Here is a 19,302-nt window from a genome sequence, read left to right as displayed (position 1 = left end):
CGGTCCCTCTGCGACCACCACGGTGCGCGGAGCACACCCTACGGTCAGCAGCCGCCATCCAGACTGGCAATCCACCGCGTCAACACGTCCACCCCTTCGTGGTGAACCGCTGAGCGCCCCAGCTCCGGCATCATCACACTCGGATCGGTGCTTTCGACGCGGTAGATCAGCACTGACTCATCCGGCTTGCCCGGGTGAATATCCACCAACCGATCCCCCGACCCCTTCCCCGCCGCCACCGGCTGTTTGCACAGCCCACTGTGAATGCCGGTTGCCGTGGCCAGGTTGAGCATCAGCCCGGACGTACGCGCCGGCCCTTTTGGGTTGTGGCAGTGCGCGCAGTTGGCGTCCAGATAACTGCGCGCCTGCATCTCCAGGCTTTCGCCCGGCCGTGGGTGGCCCCACAAGGCGTTCTGCGGCACGCCAGCCAGTTCTGCCGGCAACCCCTTGAGCAAGCCTTTTTGTTGCCAATGCTGCAGTTGGTTGGCGCTGCCCTCGCTGTACACCAGGTCTTTGTTCAAATGCCGCGCCTTGGGCCCCAACGGGTTGATGCCCTGGCCGTGGCTCTCTTCGTGGCAGCCAGCGCACTGATTGGCATCGGGTACTTCGTAATTCACGGCCAGGGCTTTGCCTTGGTCGTCCAAGAGGCTCAGGCTCTGGCTGTCGCCGGCCAGTTCCAGGTGGGCTTCCTGTTGTTTTTCATCCCACACGTAAGGCAGCGCCACCCAGCCGCTTTTCTGCTTGAGCAGAATGCGGGTTTCCACCAGGTGCACGCGGTCCAGCGCCAGGCCAGTGTTGGCATCGCGGTCGTCCTGGCTGTTCAGGCGTAATTGGCCTTTTTCATCCCTGGGGTAGTAAAAGGTTTTGCTCAGCACGGTGCCGACGGGGAAGTCGAAATGCTCTTCACCGTAGTTGGCAGCCTCGCCCGCCGGCATCCAAACGGTGCGCATCTTGTGCGCGTAGTCGGTGAACAGCGGCGTATTGAGGTCGTACGGCGTCACCTCGGCAACGGGCTGCAAATGCCCGCCGCCGAGTTTCAACATGCCCCACTCACTCAAGGTTTGCGGGTAGTTCTCACCCTCGGGCAAGTACAACGGTGCCGACTGCTTGGAGCACGCCGCCAGCAGCAGCGCGCCCACCAACACACCCCATCGTTTCATGCACCCTGCCCCGCTTTGGCTGAGGCCAGTTCGATGGCCGGCAGTTTCGGCAGGCTGCACTTGTGGCTGCTCATGTCGGTGCTGATGTTCTTGTAACCATTGGGGGCGTCGACGTTGATCATCCCGGCGCTGCCGTTATCCACGCAGATCGCCAGGTCGGCCGGCAGCTTGCCGTCCTTGAGCTTGTCGACGTTGACGTAGCCGTCCCAGAGAATGTCCGGCAGGCGCCCGCTCAGGCCGTACTGGCTGATGCGCAGGGCCTTGAGTTCGAGGTTGTCCGGGCTGTCGCCGCCTGGGCCAAATCGGTTGCCGTAGATGTAGATGCTTTCCGGGTAGGGGTCGAAGCCTTCGGCGGTGGAGAGGTTGGTGTATCCGGTGCTGAAGTAGCTGCTGACGATCAGGTTGGCGGTTTTATGTTCGCCGATATCGTTGTCGAAAATTTCCACCTGGTCGTTGGAGTTGATCACCACACCCGAGCCTGCCGGGACGCTGGCCACCGGCGTGCCTTTGTGGCCGAAGTTGCCCAGGTTATTGCCCTGCACCTGGTTGTGGTACACGCGGGTGGCGCGGCCCGCCTGCTGCAGGTTCGGCATGTTGAACACCAGGATGCCGCCGGTGTTGCCGGTGGCCACGTTGTCGTACACATCGGCGCCGATGGTGTTTTCGATCTCGATGCCGGCAACGTTTTTCTCCGCGCGGCTATTGCGTACCACCACGTTGCGCGACTGGCCAACATAGATGCCGGCATCCGAGGCGCCGATGGCCAAGGCGCCATCGATCAGGACGTTTTCGGTCTGTACCGGGTAGATGCCATAAGCACCGTTTTCGGTGGCCGGGCCATTGGTCCATTCGGTGCGCACGCGGCGGATGATGATGTTTTTGCCGCCCACCACTTTCAGCGAATCGCCTTTGGTGTCCTCAAAGGCCAGGTCTTCGATGGTGAAGTCCGAGGCATCCACCAGCAGGCCTTCGGCGCCGCTTTTCTGGCCTTTGAAGCTGAGCACGGTCTTGTCCATGCCGGCGCCCTTGATGGTCACGCCGCTGGCTTTGAGGCTCAGGCTACGGTCGAGCTGATAGGTGCCGGCTGGAATTTCGATGACATCCCCGGCCTTGGCTTTGATCAGCTTGGCTTGCAATTCTTTTTGGAAATCGACGTGGGTGACCGCCGGTTTCTCCGGCTCGCCGCAGGCGGCAAGCAACACGGATACGGCTAACACGGACAAGGTGGCGATACGCATGGCGGGCTCCGCTCGGTTTTTTTTATGAGTTTTTGTTTCTTACAGAGTTGGCACTATAGTTCCACATAAAACAAAAACCAAGCCCTGCGTGGTTTTTGGAACGGCTCTATTTATGAATCAGACTCCGTCATTCCCGCGCAGGCGGGAATCCAGGTTTACCGGTTCATGCCAGATTCTGGATTCCCGCCTACGCGGGAATGACGACGTGGTCCGTGGGACCGGGGAAATCAGAGGGGAATTACAGTGACCTGCACATCCGGGTCATGGCTGCCGCCACCCAGAATGACGCCACGAAGCGGCGACACATCGGAAAAATCGCGGCCGCGGGCCAGGCTGATGTGCTCCAGCGCCGGGCGCAGGTTGTTGGTGGGGTCAAAGTCCACCCAGCCCAGTTTGGGGCAGTACACCGACACCCATGCATGGGAGGCGTCGGCGCCGATCAGACGTGGCTGCCCGGGCGGTGGCTGGGTAAGCAGGTAGCCGCTGACATAGCGCGCCGCCAACCCGCGCGAGCGCAGGCAGGCGAGCATCAGGTGGGCGAAGTCCTGGCACACGCCCCGGCGACGCTCCAGCACCTCCACCAGCGGCGTCGCCACTTGCGTGGCGTCGGCGTCGAAGGTGAATTCGCGGAAGATCTTTTCCATCAACGCCTGCACACCGAGCAACAGCGGGCGGCTGGGGGGAAAGCAGCTGTCGGCATAGTCGGAGAAGGCTTTTTTCAGCCGCACGTACGGCGACTCGAAGCAGAAGCGGCAGGCGTCCAGCACCGGGTCCGGCTTGGGTTTGCCGTTGTAAGTGAGCACGCTGCGGGTGTGGTCCCAGGCCGGGGACTGGTGAAAGTCCAGCACCGGTTGCTCACGCAGTTCCACCACCAGGCGGGCATTGACCTTCAGTTCGTCGTGGGGCCGTTCGAAAGCCAGACGGGTGATGGGGTTGCCGAACACATCCTGCTCATCACGGCGGCTGGTGGGCTCGGGGCTGATCTCCAGTTCCTGCTTGAGGCAGATTTGCCAGGGGCTTGGGCGCGGCCACAAATGCGCCAGTTGCTGAGCCAGCGACACCGGGCTGTCGTAGCGGTAATGGGTGTCGTGAAGAATCTGATAGCGCACGCTCATTACACCGACACCGTCTGTTTGCTCACATCGTCCACATGGGCGAAATGGCGCAGGGCCAAACGATCGGAGGCGTGGCCTGCGGCTTCGGAAACCTGCTTGAGCAACACCACCAACCCATCGAGCACGGCGCGCAGGCTGGTGACGCCAAACAGCTGGTTTTCCAGGCTGCCCAAATCGAATGCCGCCAGACGCTCGGCCAGAATCGACAAGCCCACTTCCCGCGGCGCGGCAAAGTCTTCGTTCAGGCGACTGAGCGAACGCACCGCCAGGCGCAATTGGAAGAGCACCGCGTGGGGGTTCTGCTCGTCGAGCAGCAACAGGTCGAGCACCGGAATCAGCTGCGGCACCGCCATATAACGTGAACGGTAGGTGATACTGCTGTTGCCCAGTTCCAGCAGCCACTCCAGCCCCACCTGATCGAACACCGCCACGCCGTGGAGAAATTCGGCCAGGCTGCTGGCCAGAAATTGTAGGCGCTCGATCTGCCGGCCCACCATCAGAAAGCGCCAGCCTTCATCGCGGGTCATATCGTCCAGGGCAAACCCGGACAGCGCCGCCAAGGACATCACCAGGCGGTTGAGAAAATCCAGGAGCTCGCCAAAGTCGGGTTCTTCGGTGTCGAGAATCTGCGCGTCGTGCTGCAACTGCACCAGCGCCTGCCAGTTTTCCCGCGAAAGTTTGCCGCGCACTTGCGAGGCGGCCCACTGCAAGCGCAGCAGATTGGCCCGCAGGCTGGCCGGCCAATCCGGGCCCATCAGCGCCACCAGCAAGCGGTCATGCAAGTCGCCGGCTTCGGGCAGCAGCTTGAGGCTTTCAGCCAGCTCCACCGCCGCTTGCAACGCCAGCGGGTCATCGCCCTCGACATAGCGCGCCAGCATGATACGCAGCAGCCGCGCGCTGTCGTCGCAGCGTTCGCAGTAGCGACCGAACCAGAACAGGTTTTCCACAATGCGCGACGGCAAATAGGGGTCGCGGCGCACCAGGCCCAGGCCGCCGAGGTTCTTCGGGTTGGGCCGGGTTTCGCCGCCTTGCGCCGGTTCGCCCAGCACCCAGGTGTCCTTGCTGGCACCGCCGCGTTGCATCGACACCACTTCGGCGTCGGCCTCGGTGGCCACGCGGGTCAGCCCGCCCGGCAGAATGCGATAACCGCCCTCGCCATCGGCCACCGCATACACGCGCATGCCGATGGCGCGCGGTTGCAGCTGACCGTTTTCCGGCTGCCACACCGGCGCCTGCGACAGCTGCGCCAGCTCCTGAGCCACATACGCGTAAGGACGTTTGCGAATGCGTTTGGCCAACGCCTCGCGCTGCGTTTCGCTCAAATCCCGGCCAAATACCGGGGTAAAACTTTGCGAGGGAAATGCCGGTTTGATCAGCAACTCCGGCAGCTTTTCCAACGCCTGAGCCAGTACCGGTTCCTCGCCGCACCACCAGGTGGCAATCGAGGGCAGCAGCAGTTCTTCGCCAAACAGGTGCTCGTTGATCTTTGGCAGAAAGCCCAGCAGGCCAGGCGACTCCAGCACACCGCTGCCCAACGCATTGGCCACCAATACACGGCCCTGGCGAACGGCTTCGAGCAGCCCCGGCACGCCGAGGGCCGAGTCGGTGCGCAGCTCCAACGGGTCGCAAAAGTCGTCGTCCAGCCGGCGCATGATGGCGTGCACACGGCGCAGGCCGCTCAGGGTTTTCAGGTACACGGTGGCATCGCGCACCGTGAGGTCGCCGCCTTCGACCAGCGGATAACCGAGCTGGCGCGCCAGGTACAAATGCTCGAAATAACTTTCGTTGAAACGCCCGGGCGTAAGCAGTACCACCAGCGGCACTTCACCGTCGGTAGGCGCCTGGCGTGCGAGGGTTTCCTGCAGCGTGCGGAAAAATGCGTTGAGGTGCTGAATCTGCAAATCGCGGTACAGCTCGGGGAAGGCGCGCGACACGATCTGCCGATTTTCCAGCGCATACCCGGCACCGGACGGGGCCTGGGTACGGTCGGCGGTGACCCACCAGCGGCCATCGGGCGTGCGCGCCAGGTCCACCGCATACACATGCAGGTAGGTGCCATCAGGGGGTTCGACGCCCTGGCAGGGCCAGAGAAAGTTGTTGTGGCCAAAGATCAGCTCGGCCGGCAGAAGGCCGCCGGCAATCAGCGTTTGCGGGCCATACAAATCTCCCAGCACGGTATTGAGCAACCGGGCGCGCTGGGCAATGCCGGCGGCAATCTGCTGCCACTCATCAGCGGCCAGCAGGTTGGGCAAGAGGTCCAGCTCCCAGGGGCGGTCGGCGCCCTTGGGGTCGGCGTAAACATTGTAGGTAACGCCGTTTTCCTGAATCTGCCGGGTCAGCAAGGCCTGGCGCTGCGCCAACTGCAACACGCTGCTGCGCTGCAGTTGATCGAACAGGCGGCGCCAATGGGCGCGCAGGTTTCCCTCGCCGTCGAGCATCTCGTGGTAGGTAGCCGGTGTGCGCCGGTACAGGTCTAGCAGGTCAGGCATGTAACGCTCGGCAGACGACAGAAACAATCACAGAAAACCGCAAAAACAGCGTAGCGCAGACCACGGATATCACCCGTGGAACGCCACCTACATGGGGTGGCGCAAGGTCTTCACTCAGCGGCGGTGCAGACGTAGATCCAGGGTCATCGGCAGCTCATCGTTAATCTGCAGCTGCGGTACAGCGAGCTGGCCAGGGTTGTGCCCCAACCGAAAAAACCGCGCCATGCGCCGGCTTTCAGCTTCGTTGGCATTCACCGGCAGCGTCTCGTAATTGCGCCCGCCGGGGTGGGCGACATGATACTGGCAACCGCCCAGCGAACGCTGCATCCAGGTATCGAGCAGGTCGAAAATCAGCGGCGCATGCACACCGATGGTGGGCTGCAACGCGTTGTACGGCTGCCACGCGCGAAAGCGCACGCCGGCGACAAACTCGCCCACCCGCCCGGTGGGCTGCAACGGCACCGGCACCCCATTGCAGGTGAGCATATAGCGCTGCGGCGGCAAGCCGTTGAGCTTGACCTGCACCCGTTCAAGCGACGAGTCGACATAGCGCACCGTGCCGCCGCCACCGCCCTCCTCGCCCAACACATGCCAAGGCTCCAGCGCCTGGCGCAATTCCAGCTCGATACCGGCCACGGCGTAATCGCCAATTTTCGGGAAGCGGAATTCCAGGTGCGCATCGAACCACTCGGCGCGCAGGGGGTAACCGGCGTTGTTCAGCTCGACGATCACGTCGGCGAAGTCCTGCTCAATAAAGTGCGGCAGCAGGAAGCGGTCATGCAGTTCGGTGCCCCAGCGCGCCAACTTCGGCGGCGCATACGGCTCACGCCAGAAACGCGCCACCAGCGCGCGCAGCAGCAGTTGCTGGGTCAGGCTCATGCGCGCATGGGGTGGCATTTCAAAACCGCGCAGCTCCAGCAAACCAAGGCGGCCACTGGCGCTGTCCGGCGAATAGAGTTTGTCGATGCAGAACTCGGCGCGGTGGGTGTTGCCGGTCACGTCGATCAGCAAATTGCGCAGCAAACGGTCGACGATCCACGGCGGGCATTGCTCGCCTGGCGCCGGCATTTGCGAGAAGGCGATTTCCAGTTCGTACAGCGAGTCATTGCGCGCTTCGTCGATGCGCGGCGCCTGCGATGTCGGGCCGATAAACAGCCCGGAAAACAGGTACGACAGCGAGGGGTGATTGTGCCAATAGCTGATCAGGCTGCGCAGCAGATCGGGGCGGCGTAGAAACGGCGAGTCGGCTGGCGTGGCGCCACCGAGCACAAAATGGTTACCGCCGCCGGTGCCCGTGTGGCGGCCATCGATCATGAACTTCTCGGTGGTCAGGCGGGTTTGCCGCGCCTCCTCATAAAGAAACTCGGTGCGCTCCACCAACTGGTCCCAGCTCGACGACGGCTGCACGTTCACTTCGATCACGCCCGGGTCTGGCGTGACGCGGAAATTGCCAAGGCGCGGATCGCTGGGCGGCTCGTAACCTTCGAGCAACACCGGGCAATGCAACTCCTCGGCACACGCCTCGATCACGCTGACCAGCGCCAGGTAATCCTCAAGCTCGGCCAGCGGCGGCATAAACAGATACAGGCGCCCCTCCCGCGCCTCGGCACACAGCGCCGTGCGGGTCAGCCAGGAGGCCGACTCATCCAGCTTCGGCTCACGCTCCTCGCTCTTGGCCGGAGTTTCGCCACGCTCCACCGGCAGCCCGCGCAAGGCGTCGCTGGGCGGCAATTCGGCAAAGCTCTGGTTAGGGTCTTGCGCATGCACAAACGGAAATTCGGCCGCCTTTACCCACGGCTGCGAGGCCAGCGGCAAGCGATAGCCCATGGCCGAGTCGCCCGGCACCAGCCGGCAATGCTCGTCACGCAGGTACCAACGCCCGCTTTGCCAGGCATCGTTGGCCGCCGTGCGCGCCAGTGGCAGCACCTGACCGACCACTTTATCCAGCCCCTGAGCAAAAACTTTGCGCAGCCGTGCACGCTCCATTTCGTCGTCCAGACGCGGGTCTTCGGCGCTGACGTTTTTCGGCAACGCGCCCTCGCGCCAGAGGTAGTAGAAATTGTCTTCGTAGGCCGGAAACACGAATTCGGTGTTGAGCTGCAAACGCTCGGCAACGCTGGCCAGGAAAAGACCGGCGAGTTTGCCGTCAGCGTTGTAGCTTTCGTTTTCATCGGCAATCAGCGCCGGGTTGTGCCAGATCGGCTCACCGTCATGGCGCCAGAAACAGTTCAGCGACCAGCGCGGCAACTGCTCGCCGGGGTACCACTTGCCCTGGCCGAAATGCACCAGGCCCTTGGGTGCGTAACGCTTGCGCATGCGCTGGTAAAGTTCAGCCGAAAGCTTGCGCTTGTTGTCGCCCAGCGCATCGGTATTCCACTCGGCACCGTCGGGGTCATCGATGGACACAAACGTCGGTTCGCCGCCCATGGTCAGGCGCACGTCGCCGGAAATCAGGTCGTTATCAATCTGCCGACCGAGACGCTCGATCTCCAGCCATTGCTCATCGGTGTAAGGCTTGGTGACGCGCGGCGCTTCCCAGATGCGCTCCACCGACATCTCGTGGGTGAACTGCGCCTCGCACGGCTCAACCACGCCACTGATAGGCGCTGCCGACGACGGCTCGGGGCTGCACGCCAGCGGGATATGGCCTTCGCCGGCAAACAGCCCGGAAGTGGGGTCCAGCCCCACCCAACCGGCGCCCGGCAAATACACCTCGCACCAGGCGTGCAGGTCAGTGAAATCGACCGTGGTGCCGCTGGGGCCGTCGAGGGCTTTGACGTCGGCGGTCAGTTGAATCAGGTAGCCGGACACAAAGCGCGCGGCGAGGCCCAGGCTGCGCAGAATCTGCACCAGCAACCAGGCCGAATCGCGGCACGAGCCGGAGGCGTTGACCAGGGTTTGCTCGGGGGTTTGCACGCCCGGCTCCATGCGGATCAGGTAGCTGATGTCCTGGCTCAGGCGCTGGTTGAGGGCCACCAGAAAATCGATGGTCGGCAGCGGCTTGCGCTCGATGCTGGCGACGTAGGCGTCGAACTTCTTGGTGGGTTCAAGGGTGGCCAGGTACGGCGTCAGCTCGCGTTTTTCATCGGCCGAATAGGCGAAGGGAATTTTTTCCGCGTAGGGCTCGAGAAAGAAATCGAACGGGTTGAACACCGCCATTTCGGCGACCAGATCCACCTCGATACGCAGCTCGGTGGTTTTTTCCGGGAACACCAGACGGGCCAGGTAATTGCCCTGGGGGTCTTGTTGCCAATTGATGAAATGCTTTTCCGGCAGCACTTTCAGCGCATAGGACAGCACCCGCGTGCGGCTGTGGGCGGCCGGGCGTAAGCGCACAATCTGCGGGCCCAGATCGACCGCGCGGTCGTAGCGGTAGTGCGTTACGTGGTGCAATGCGACATGAATCGACACGGCGTGCCTCCTGCGAGCCTTGGCGGGCTATGAACCGCGCAAGACTTATGCCAGCCGGGGGCAGGCCGGTGTATTGGGCACCGGTTGCCGGGCCCCGGCACCAAAATCGCGCTGTTGGCGATGTGTGGGGCAGAGGATCGCACGTAAAGAGGGCGCTTGGTGTTTGCTTTGGAATTTGAGGAGGTCTTTATTACCAAGCGTGCTGGGCGTTTTGTTTCGGGCCTTACGCGCGAGTTTCTTTTTCCAGTCGTCGGAATGCCGCACCATAAAAAAGAAACCAAAAAATCTCGCCCCTACCTGGGCCCTACGCTGCGCTTCGGGTTCCCTCGTTGCGTCGTCGCTCCAGGGGCCGGGCTGAAGGGCCATCCATGGCCCTCATCCCTCTGCGCGGCTCCCGGCCGCTACGACCCCTTACGCAACGACTCCACTCGGCCTGGCGCTCAAGGGGCGGGTAGATCACAAGCGGTAGATCAAGATCAAAAGCCCCTCACCCCCGGCCCCTCTCCCGCAAGCGGGCGAGGGGTGACGTTTGGTCTCGATTCCGTAGGAGCCAGCTTGCTGGCGAACCCTGCAAGCGCAGGTCGCGAATCACCTTTTCCAGGGTTCGCCAGCAAGCTAGCTCCTACGAGAATCTGCCCCCTCTCCCGCGTGCGGGAGAGGGCTGGGGTGAGGGGCTTTTGATCTACCGCTTTTGATCTTGATCTACCCGCCCCTTGAGCGCAGGCCGAGTGGAGTCGTCGTGGAGGGGGTTGAGCGGCATGGATGCCGCGAGAGGCACGATGGGCCAGGGACGGCCCGTCGTGGCGTGCCCCCGGAGCGGCGATGTAACGAGGGAAGTCGGAGCGCAGCGTAGACCCAAGGTGGGGGCTAGCGTTTTTGGTTACTTTTGTCGCAATGACAAAAGTGACTCGCGCGTAAGGCACGAAACAAAAACCCCCAGCACACGCGGTAATGAATACCACCGCCCCCTCCAAAGCCAACAACAGCTGCCCTACCTGGCATACCGACTAACCGGCCGCCTCAACCCCAAATTCTCCCGCAACGTACTCCCCGAGTACTCGGTACGAAACAACCCCCGCCTCTGCAATTGCGGCACCACCAAGTCCACAAACAGCTCCAACCCATCCGGCAAAAACGGCGGCATGATGTTGAAGCCATCCGCCCCGCCCTGGGTAAACCACTCCTCCAGCAGATCGGCAATCTGCACCGGCGTGCCCACCGCCGTGTGATGCCCCCGCGCCCCGGCAATCTTCAAATACAGCTGCCGAATCGTCAGGTTCTCCCGCCGCGCCAAGTCGATAAACAGATGCTGCCGACTCTGCATCGCATTGCTCACCGGCAACTCCGGCAAGGGTCCGTCCAGGTCGTATTCCGACAAATCAAACCCACCGGCCATGCCCGCCAACAACCCAAGCCCCACACGCGACTCAACCAGGTCTTGCAGCTCGGCGTATTTATCCTCCGCCTCGCTCTGCGTGTGGCCGATCACCGGCGAAATGCCCGGCATGATTTTCAGCTGATCCGCCGTGCGCCCATACAGCGGCAACCGGCCTTTGAGGTCGGCGTAAAACGCCTGCGCATTGGCCAGGGTCTGCTGCGCGGTAAACACCACTTCGGCCGTGCGCGCAGCCAGCACTTTGCCGGGTTCGGACGAGCCGGCCTGAATCAGTACCGGGTAGCCTTGCGGCGAGCGCGGAATGTTCAGCGGGCCGCGTACCTGGTAGCGCTCGCCCTTGTGGTTGAGGGTGTGCAATTTCTCCGGGTGGAAGTACACGCCCGCGGCCTTGTCGCGTACGAAGGCGTCGTCGTCCCAGCTGTCCCACAAGCCGGTGGTCACGTCGATGAACTCTTCGGCGCGCTCATAACGGTCGTCGTGCTCGAAGTGTTTGTCGCGACCAAAATTCTGCGCCTCCTGATCCAGCGCCGAGGTCACCAGGTTCCAGCCGGCGCGGCCGCCGCTCAAGTGGTCGAGGGAGGCGAATTTGCGTGCCAGCAGGTAGGGCTCGTTGTAGCTAGTGGAGACGGTGGAAATCAGGCCGATATGTTCGGTCACCGTGGCCAGGCCCGAGAGCAGCACCAGCGGGTCGAAGACATCGCCCAACGCGGTGTATTTGCCCAGCTCGCCGTCGCCGAGCATGGCTAGGTTGTCGGCGAAGAAAATCGCGTCGAACTTGCCGCGCTCGGCGGTCTGCGCCAGGCGTTTGAAGTGGGCGAAGTTCAGCCCACCGTCGGAGTAGGCACGCGGGTGGCGCCAGGCGGCCAGGTGGTGACCGCTGCCCATCAGAAAGGCGCCGAGGGTCAGGTGTTTGGGTTGGCTCATGGGCACCTCAGAAGTCGTAGCGCAGGGTGACGCCGGCAGTGCGCGGCTGGCCCAGGGATGCGGTGTACAGGCCGTTGGAGCCGGTGCCGACCGCCAGGTAATACTCTTTGTCGAAGGCGTTTTTAACCCACAGCGAGGCGTCCAGCAGGCCGTCGCCGTAGTCCACACGCACGCCGGTGACGAAGTTGGCCAGGGCGTAGCCGTCGATCTCCGCCAGATCGGAGTTATCCAGCGTGCCTTCGGCTTCGGAGCGGTAGCTGTAGCTGCCGGCTACGTAGGGTTCGAAGCGGTCCACCAGGGGGAATTTGTATTCGGCGTTGAGGTTGCCGATCCAGCGCGAGGCGCCGGCTACGCGTTCGCCGCTGAGGTTGCAACTGGTGCCGGGCGCCTCGGCCGGGCACGGGGCGTCTTTGAAGTCCAGGTACGTCACGTCGTTGAACGAGCCGTTGGCATTGATGGTCAAGCCACGCACCGGCAACACCGAGGCCTCGAATTCAACCCCGCGCGAGCGCACGGTGCCGGCGTTGGTCAGCAGTTGATAGCCTACGGCCGAGCCAGGCGGCTGGTAGTAGGTGGTGGCTTGGTAGCCGTCTACCTGAGTCCAGAAGATGTTGGTATTGAATTGCAGGCGGTCGTTGAAAAGCTGCGTTTTGATGCCCAACTCCGCGTCGTTCGCACGCTCGGGGCCGACCAGCAGCGAGTCTGCGCCGAGCGTCGGTGCCGAGGCGATGGCCAGGTTAACCCCGCCGGATTTTTCGCCGTGGGACAGGGAGGCATAACCCAGTACGTCGTCGGTGAAGCGGTAGCTCAGGCTCAGCAAACCGGACGGTGCCGCGCTATGCAGGCCCAGACCGCCGCTGTCGTAGGCGCCGACCTGCGCATCGCGAATCGCGTTACCGTCAACCACGCCCGGAATCACCAGCGCCGTGCCGCCACCCACCGGCGCCAGACGCTCGATGCTGGCGGTTTTTTCTTCGTAGGTGCCGCGGATACCGGCGGTGAAGTCCAGGCGGTTGGTCAGGTGCCAGGTGGCCTGGCCAAACAGCGCGTAGCTTTCGGTATCCACCTTGCCGTGGCTTTCGGTGTAGATATTGTTCAGCGCGTTGAGGTTGGCGCCGATCAGGTTGAGGTCGGCCAATGGCCCCAGGTCGGTGAAGATGCGGTTGCCCAGGTCCTGCTTGAAGGCATAGGCACCCACCACGTAATCGACAGTTTCGCCCTTGGGCGAGGCCAGGCGGATTTCCTGGGAGAACTGGCGGTCATGTACTTCGTAGCCGAAGTCTTTGATTACGTTCTTTTCGGTCTGGTCGGCATCGTTCGCCGGGTTGAAGTGCCAGTAGCGGTAGGCGCTGATGGAGGTCAGCGTGTAGCCGCCGTTCAGATTCCAGTTGGCTTCAACCGAACTCGCATTCTGGTGCACGCTGACGTTCTGCCGACCGTCGATATTGCTGCGCCCGATCTTCGGGTTGGCGCCCACCAGCGTGGCGCGGTCCCAGAAGGTTTTGCCGGCGCCATACACCACGCTGCTGCCGCTGGAGGAGTTCTCTTCGTTGTACTCGTTGATCCAGCGCAGGCTGAAATCGTCGTTGGGCTTGAACAGCAATTGGCCGCGCAGGCCTTCGCGTTCGCCGCCGAGCAATTTGCGGTTGTCGTAGTCGTTGTCCAGGTAGCCATCGTCGCGGGTGCGGTAGAACGACAGCCGCCCGGCGAGGGTGTCGGTCAGCGGGCCGGAGACCGAGCCCTTGGTCTGAAAATACCCGCGCTCGCCACCGGACACTTCAAAGGTGCTTTCCGGAGTAAAGGTCGGGCCACGGGTGGTGATGTTCAGCACGCCGGCGGTGGTGTTCTTGCCGAACAAGGTGCCTTGCGGTCCGCGCAGTAATTCCAGCTGTTCGATGTCGAGCAGGTCGAACGCGGCCATGCCTGGGCGACCGAGATAAACGTTGTCCAGGTACACCCCGGCGCTGCCTTCCAGGCCGTCACTGGCCGGGTTGTTGCCGATACCGCGCACCGCCAGGCTGGAAACCCGCGCATGCACGTAGGCGACGTTCACGCTGGGCAGTGCCTGTTGCAGGTCCTGAATGCGGTAGACCTTCTGGGTTTCCAGATTGGCGCCGCTGAGCGTGGTGATGGGCGTGGGCACGTCCTGCGCCGCCTCTTCCCGACGGCGGGCGGTCACCACCACTGTTTTGAGCTTCGGCGCATCTTCGGCGCTGGTTTCACTGGCAGCGGGGGCGGCGGTTTCATCGGCCAACACCACGCCGGGCAAGGCCAGCAACACGGCCAGGGTCAACGGCTTGAGGGCCGACTGCGGCCAGTAGGGTGAACGGTTCATGCAAGCTCCTTGAAGAGAACGGCGCAGGCCCTGTGGCGGGCGCGGCATCTCGGTCTTGAGAAGCATGGTAAGGAGCGCGAACCGGCTGGGACGGGCTTTGGCGGACAAGTGATGGTCCGAAATGGACAAGGTGCTCAGGGTTTATTGTCTGACGTGGGGAGAGGCGTAGGGCGAATATCCGCACAGCGGATATCCGCCGCCTCAGGTCAGCGAAACGGCGGATATCGCCGGTGGCGATATCCGCTCTACGCCATTCCCACAAGACCGAGCGTTTAAACCGCCAACGCCAGCGGCGACATCATCGTTGGCGTCAATCGTTGGGGCGCGACCGGCACGCTGCTTTGCGTCAACTCCTCACGCCGCCACTGCCCGGGACTGCACCCGGTCCAGCGGCGAAACGCGCGGTTGAAACTGCTCGGCTCGTTGAAGCCCAGGCGGTAGCAGATTTCGTTGATGGAGCAGTGCGACTGGCGCAGGTAGGTGATTGCCAGCTGCCGGCGGCTTTCGTCGAGTAGGTCTTTGAAGCTGCTGGCGTGTTTGTGCAGGTGGCGGTGCAGGTTGCGTACGCTCATGCCCAACTCGTCGGCGACCTTGCTTTGCTGCACTTCGCCCAGCGGCAACTGACGCACAATCACGCTGCGCACGCGCTCGGGCAAATTGCTGCGGCGTTGGCGCTCCAGGTAGTCGGTCAACACGCTGTCCAGCCCTCGGGCCACTTCGCTGTTGCCGGTGCGCAGCGGCGCCTGCAACCAGGCGTTGTCGTAATCGATAGCGTTAACCGGGGCGTCGAATGTCACCGGGTAACCCAACAGTTGCACCCAGCGTTCCGGGTTGGCGGGCGTGGCTCGCGTGAGGCATACGCGCTTGATCACCGCCGCCTCACGCCAGGTTTGCTGGGCGAACTGCACGGAGCTGGCGATAAACGCCTCGGTGGCAATGCGCTCCACCACCACCCCTTCGGCCAGCCCGTACACCAGGCGTGTAACACCCGGCAGGCGGTGGATCTGCATATCCGCCGAGGTACTGATCACCGCGCAATAGCGAATCGAGCGCTCCAGCGCCTCGCTCAGGGTAAAGCTGCTTTGCATCGCAAACGACAAGCCGTGGAAATCGGTCGGATAGCCACAGCGCGCCACCCGCAAACCAAAACATTCATCGCCAGTGACGCGCAGCGTCGCCCGCCACAGCGCGCTCATATTGGCCTGGGCAATGCGCTGGTTGGCGTCGTGCAGCGTAGCCGGGTCGATACCGGCTTCACGCAGCAGCGGTGCGCTGGCAATGCCTTCGGCTTCCAGCGCGCGAACTATCACCTGAGCCCAGGTGGCGATGGTGTCGATACGGCGCATGGCAACTTCTCCCCCACCCGACGGCTTAACGCGAGGCCTGGGCGGCGCTGGCGTCCGCACCCTGCAGCGCAGCATCAAGGAAGGCCGGCTGTGCCCAGTCTTTAACCTCAAAGCCCTTGCGAATCAGCTTCTGCTTCAGGGCCACGTTGATGCCGTTTTGCAGGTTGCCGAGGAACTCCTGGTCCAGCTGCGGGTTGAAGATTTTCACAAACGACTGACTACCCGCGTCGGCGTTGAGAATGCTCGCCGGGTAGGTCGACAGTCTGGCCACCAGGTCGACATAAGCCTGTTTGTGGTCCTCGTTGCGCAGCCAGGTGACAGCCGGCTGCTGGGCTTTGAGCAAGCGCTTGACGATATCCGGGTGGGCATCGACGAAGGCGCCGGTGCCGACCAGCACCGCTTGCAGGCTGCCGGCGCCGTTGAGGTCGGCAGTGCTGATGGCCACGTCGGCCAGGCCACGGTCCTTGAGGGCGAACACACCGGGGCCGGTCCAGGTGGCGTCGATCTGCTTGGCGGCCAGCGCGGCGTTGGCGGCGTTGTAGTCGAGGTTGATGACTTTGAAATCACGCTCGGTCAGGCCTTTGCTGGCCAGCGCGGCATCGAACGACAGTTGCGTGGCGGTGCCGCGGAAAATAGCCACGCGTTTGCCTTTGAGGGTTTCCAACGACGTGATGCCAGAGCCTGGCAGCACGCCGAGGTACTGTTTGACATCGCGCGCGGTGGCGCTGAGCAGGCGGGTGTCCAGGCCATTGGCCTTGCCGACGATAGCCGGCAGGTCGCCCAGGTAGGCGAAGTCGACCTGGCCGTTGGCCAAGGCTTCGTTTACCGCTGGGCCGGCGCCTTTGAAAAAGGTCCACTGCACCTCAATGCCGTCGGCGGCAAATTCTTTTTCCAGGTCCTGACGGTCGCGCAGCACGTCCACCACCCCTGCCCCGCTTGGGGTTTTGCCGGCGCTGATATCGGGCACGGCGATACGGATTTGTTTAAGGTCGGCGGCTAATACACCACTGGCGGCCAGGGCCAGCACGACAGTCAGCGACGACGCCGCAGCGCGGCGAAACAGCGGGGAAAAGCGCATGGGGACACTCCTGCATCAAAACAAAGCGGCGAATTGCCGAAAGCGTGCGGGCAAAGTAATGGCGAGTGTTTTGAGAGGAAAATAATTAAAGCTTGGATTTTTAGTGCTTAAACGAATAAGCAGATGGGACGAGGGTTCTGCCTGGGCGATAAATTCGAGGCATAAAAAATATGCCGGGAAGGCTGGTTGTAGGGTGTGCTATGCGCACCGTTGCGGTTTTCCGGGAAACCGCTCGGTGCGCGCAGCACACCCTACAAAATCACAAACCTTAACGCGGAAACACCGGCTGACGCGCTGGCTTCTTCCCACCCTTGCCGCCTTTACCCTTGTTGCCTTTGGCCGCCTCGTGACGGGCCTTGGCATCTTCCTGGTTCTTGGCGAACGCGGCGGCCTTGGCTTGCTCGCGTTTGTCCCACGGATTGCCGCCGTCGCTGGCGCGTGGTGGCAGGCCGCTGTGCTGGGTGAGGATCTTGGTGGTGGTTTCCTTGGCGACCTTGTGGCTCCCGGCTGGCGTCGAGTTCTTGCGACGTGCGCTCTGGTAGCTGTCGGTGGCCGGCTGGTGCAGCGGGATGAGCTGGTTCTTGCCCGGCCCGATCAGGTCGCCACGGCCCATGCGCAGCAGCGCTTCACGCAGCATCGGCCAGCCCTTTGGGTCGTGGTAGCGCAGGAAGGCTTTGTGCAGGCGGCGCTGCTCTTCGCTTTTGACGATGGTCACGCCGTCGCTTTTGTAGGTGACCTTGCGCAGCGGGTTCTTGCCCGAGTGGTACATGGCGGTGGCGGTGGCCATCGGCGAGGGGTAGAAGGCCTGCACCTGGTCGGCACGGAAGCCGTTGCCTTTGAGCCAAAGAGCCAGGTTCATCATGTCTTCGTCGGTGGTGCCCGGGTGCGCGGCGATAAAGTACGGGATCAGGTACTGCTCTTTGCCCGCCTCTTTCGAGTACTTCTCGAACATGCGCTTGAACTTGTCGTAGGAGCCAATGCCCGGCTTCATCATCTGATTCAGCGGGCCTTCTTCGGTGTGCTCCGGGGCAATTTTCAGGTAGCCACCCACGTGGTGGGTGACCAGCTCTTTGACGTACTCGGGCGATTCCACGGCCAGGTCATAGCGCAGACCCGAGGCGATCAGAATCTTTTTCACGCCTGGCAGTGCGCGGGCGCTGCGGTACAGCTGAATCAGGCTGGAGTGGTCGGTGTTCAGGTTCGGGCAGATGCCGGGGAACACGCACGACGGCTTGCGGCACGCCGATTCGATTTCCGGGCTTTTGCAGGCGATGCGGTACATGTTGGCAGTCGGCCCGCCGAGGTCGGAGATCACCCCGGTAAAGCCTGGCACCTTGTCGCGGATTTCTTCGATCTCGCGAATGATCGACTCTTCCGAGCGGTTCTGGATGATGCGGCCTTCGTGCTCGGTAATGGAGCAGAAGGTGCAACCGCCAAAGCAGCCACGCATGATGTTTACCGAGAAACGGATCATGTCGTAGGCAGGAATTTTTTCCTTGCCATAGGCCGGGTGCGGAACGCGCTGATACGGCATGCCGAACACGTAGTCCATCTCGTCGGTGGTCATGGGAATGGGTGGCGGGTTGAACCACACGTCCACTTCGCCATGTTTCTGCACCAGCGCGCGGGCGTTGCCGGGGTTGGTTTCCAGGTGCAGCACGCGGTTGGCGTGGGCGTACAACACCGGGTCGTTACGCACCTTTTCCATGGACGGCAGGCGGATAACGGTTTTGTCGCGGGTCATGCGCGGGCTGGCCAGAATCTGCACGACCTTGGCTTCCTCCGGATCTTCAACCGGCCCCTTTTCCTGCTCAATGGCGCAGGCCTGGGTGTCTTGCGTATTCACGTACGGGTTGATGATCTTGTCGACCTTGCCCGGGCGGTCGATACGGGTGGAGTCCACTTCATACCAGCCTTGCGGCGTATCACGACGGATAAACGCGGTGCCGCGCACGTCGGTGATGTCTTCGATCTTGTGGCCGAAGGCCAGGCGCTGGGCCACTTCAACGATGGCGCGCTCGGCGTTGCCGTACAGCAGAATGTCGGCGCTGGCGTCGATCAGGATCGAGTTGCGCACGCGGTCTTGCCAGTAGTCGTAGTGGGCGATGCGGCGCAACGAGGCTTCGATGCCGCCGAGCACGATCGGTACGTGCTTGTAGGCTTCCTTGCAGCGCTGGCTGTATACCAGGCTTGCGCGGTCGGGGCGTTTGCCGGCCAGGCCGCCGGGGGTGTAGGCGTCGTCCGAGCGGATTTTCTTGTCGGCGGTGTAGCGGTTGATCATCGAATCCATGTTGCCGGCCGCGACGCCGAAGAACAGGTTCGGCTCGCCGAGCTTCATGAAGTCGTCTTTGGACTGCCAGTTCGGCTGGGCAATGATGCCCACGCGAAAGCCCTGGGCTTCAAGCAGCCGACCGATGATTGCCATGCCAAAAGACGGGTGATCCACATACGCGTCACCGGTCACGATGATGATGTCGCAGGAATCCCAGCCAAGCAGATCCATCTCTTCCCGGCTCATTGGCAGGAAAGGTGCAGGCCCGAAACACTCGGCCCAGTACTTTGGATAATCGAATAACGGCTTGGCTGCTTGCATGGAGTGACCGTATGGCGGTTGCATGGAAAATCGCGGGCGCGGAATATAGCACAAAAAATGTACAGAATCCGACTGTGTCAGTCAGCTACTGCCCGATGTATGACGGGAAAAGTCTCATATGATGTGTGATCACACTTCATTGGCATGGCTATACTCGACGCAGTTTTCATCGCCCGGCCGCAGCGCTTGGGTACAAGGAGTGTTGCGGTGCGGCTAA

General features: G+C 62.5%; 10 protein-coding genes. All 10 read right to left on the bottom strand.

Going from position 1 to position 19,302, the window contains the following annotated elements; genetic code table 11:
- Window positions 1–44: 44 nt before the first annotated feature.
- A complete protein-coding gene (locus tag PKE98_RS03735; RefSeq protein WP_271193914.1) occupies window positions 45–1,160 on the bottom strand; it encodes an SO2930 family diheme c-type cytochrome in 1,116 nt (371 codons plus the stop codon).
- Window positions 1,157–2,398, bottom strand: a complete 1,242-nt coding sequence (locus PKE98_RS03730; protein ID WP_271193913.1) for a parallel beta-helix domain-containing protein — start codon at window positions 2,396–2,398, stop codon at window positions 1,157–1,159. The genes PKE98_RS03735 and PKE98_RS03730 overlap by 4 nt, the downstream gene beginning before the upstream one ends.
- A 227-nt stretch (window positions 2,399–2,625) precedes the next feature.
- Window positions 2,626–3,513 (bottom strand): transglutaminase family protein, encoded by an 888-nt coding sequence (locus tag PKE98_RS03725; protein WP_271193912.1) that lies wholly within the window; start codon window positions 3,511–3,513, stop codon window positions 2,626–2,628.
- Entirely contained in the window at window positions 3,513–6,002 is a 2,490-nt protein-coding gene (locus PKE98_RS03720; RefSeq protein ID WP_271193911.1) for a circularly permuted type 2 ATP-grasp protein, read from the bottom strand. The genes PKE98_RS03725 and PKE98_RS03720 overlap by 1 nt, the downstream gene beginning before the upstream one ends.
- A gap of 114 nt (window positions 6,003–6,116) precedes the next feature.
- Window positions 6,117–9,413 carry a transglutaminase family protein gene (locus PKE98_RS03715; protein ID WP_271193910.1) on the bottom strand — a complete coding sequence of 1,099 codons (3,297 nt, stop codon included), beginning with the start codon at window positions 9,411–9,413 and terminating at the stop codon, window positions 6,117–6,119.
- A 991-nt stretch (window positions 9,414–10,404) separates the two neighbouring features.
- A complete protein-coding gene (locus PKE98_RS03710; RefSeq protein WP_271193909.1) occupies window positions 10,405–11,733 on the bottom strand; it encodes an LLM class flavin-dependent oxidoreductase in 1,329 nt (442 codons plus the stop codon).
- Window positions 11,734–11,740: 7 nt separating this feature from the next.
- Window positions 11,741–14,068, bottom strand: a complete 2,328-nt coding sequence (locus PKE98_RS03705) for a TonB-dependent receptor (RefSeq protein WP_271193908.1) — start codon at window positions 14,066–14,068, stop codon at window positions 11,741–11,743.
- Between the two features lie 272 nt (window positions 14,069–14,340).
- Window positions 14,341–15,414, bottom strand: a complete 1,074-nt coding sequence (locus tag PKE98_RS03700; RefSeq protein WP_271193907.1) for an AraC family transcriptional regulator — start codon at window positions 15,412–15,414, stop codon at window positions 14,341–14,343.
- Between the two features lie 25 nt (window positions 15,415–15,439).
- A complete protein-coding gene (locus tag PKE98_RS03695; RefSeq protein WP_271193906.1) occupies window positions 15,440–16,492 on the bottom strand; it encodes an ABC transporter substrate-binding protein in 1,053 nt (350 codons plus the stop codon).
- 268 nt (window positions 16,493–16,760) lie between these two features.
- Window positions 16,761–19,085, bottom strand: a complete 2,325-nt coding sequence (locus PKE98_RS03690; RefSeq protein WP_271193905.1) for a YgiQ family radical SAM protein — start codon at window positions 19,083–19,085, stop codon at window positions 16,761–16,763.
- Between the last annotated feature and the right edge of the window lie 217 nt (window positions 19,086–19,302).

It is taken from the genome of Pseudomonas turukhanskensis (assembly GCF_027922365.1).
Lineage (GTDB): Bacteria > Pseudomonadota > Gammaproteobacteria > Pseudomonadales > Pseudomonadaceae > Aquipseudomonas > Aquipseudomonas turukhanskensis.
The sequence above is the reverse complement of the archived record's forward strand: the minus strand, read 5'-3'. Positions and strand labels throughout refer to the sequence as shown.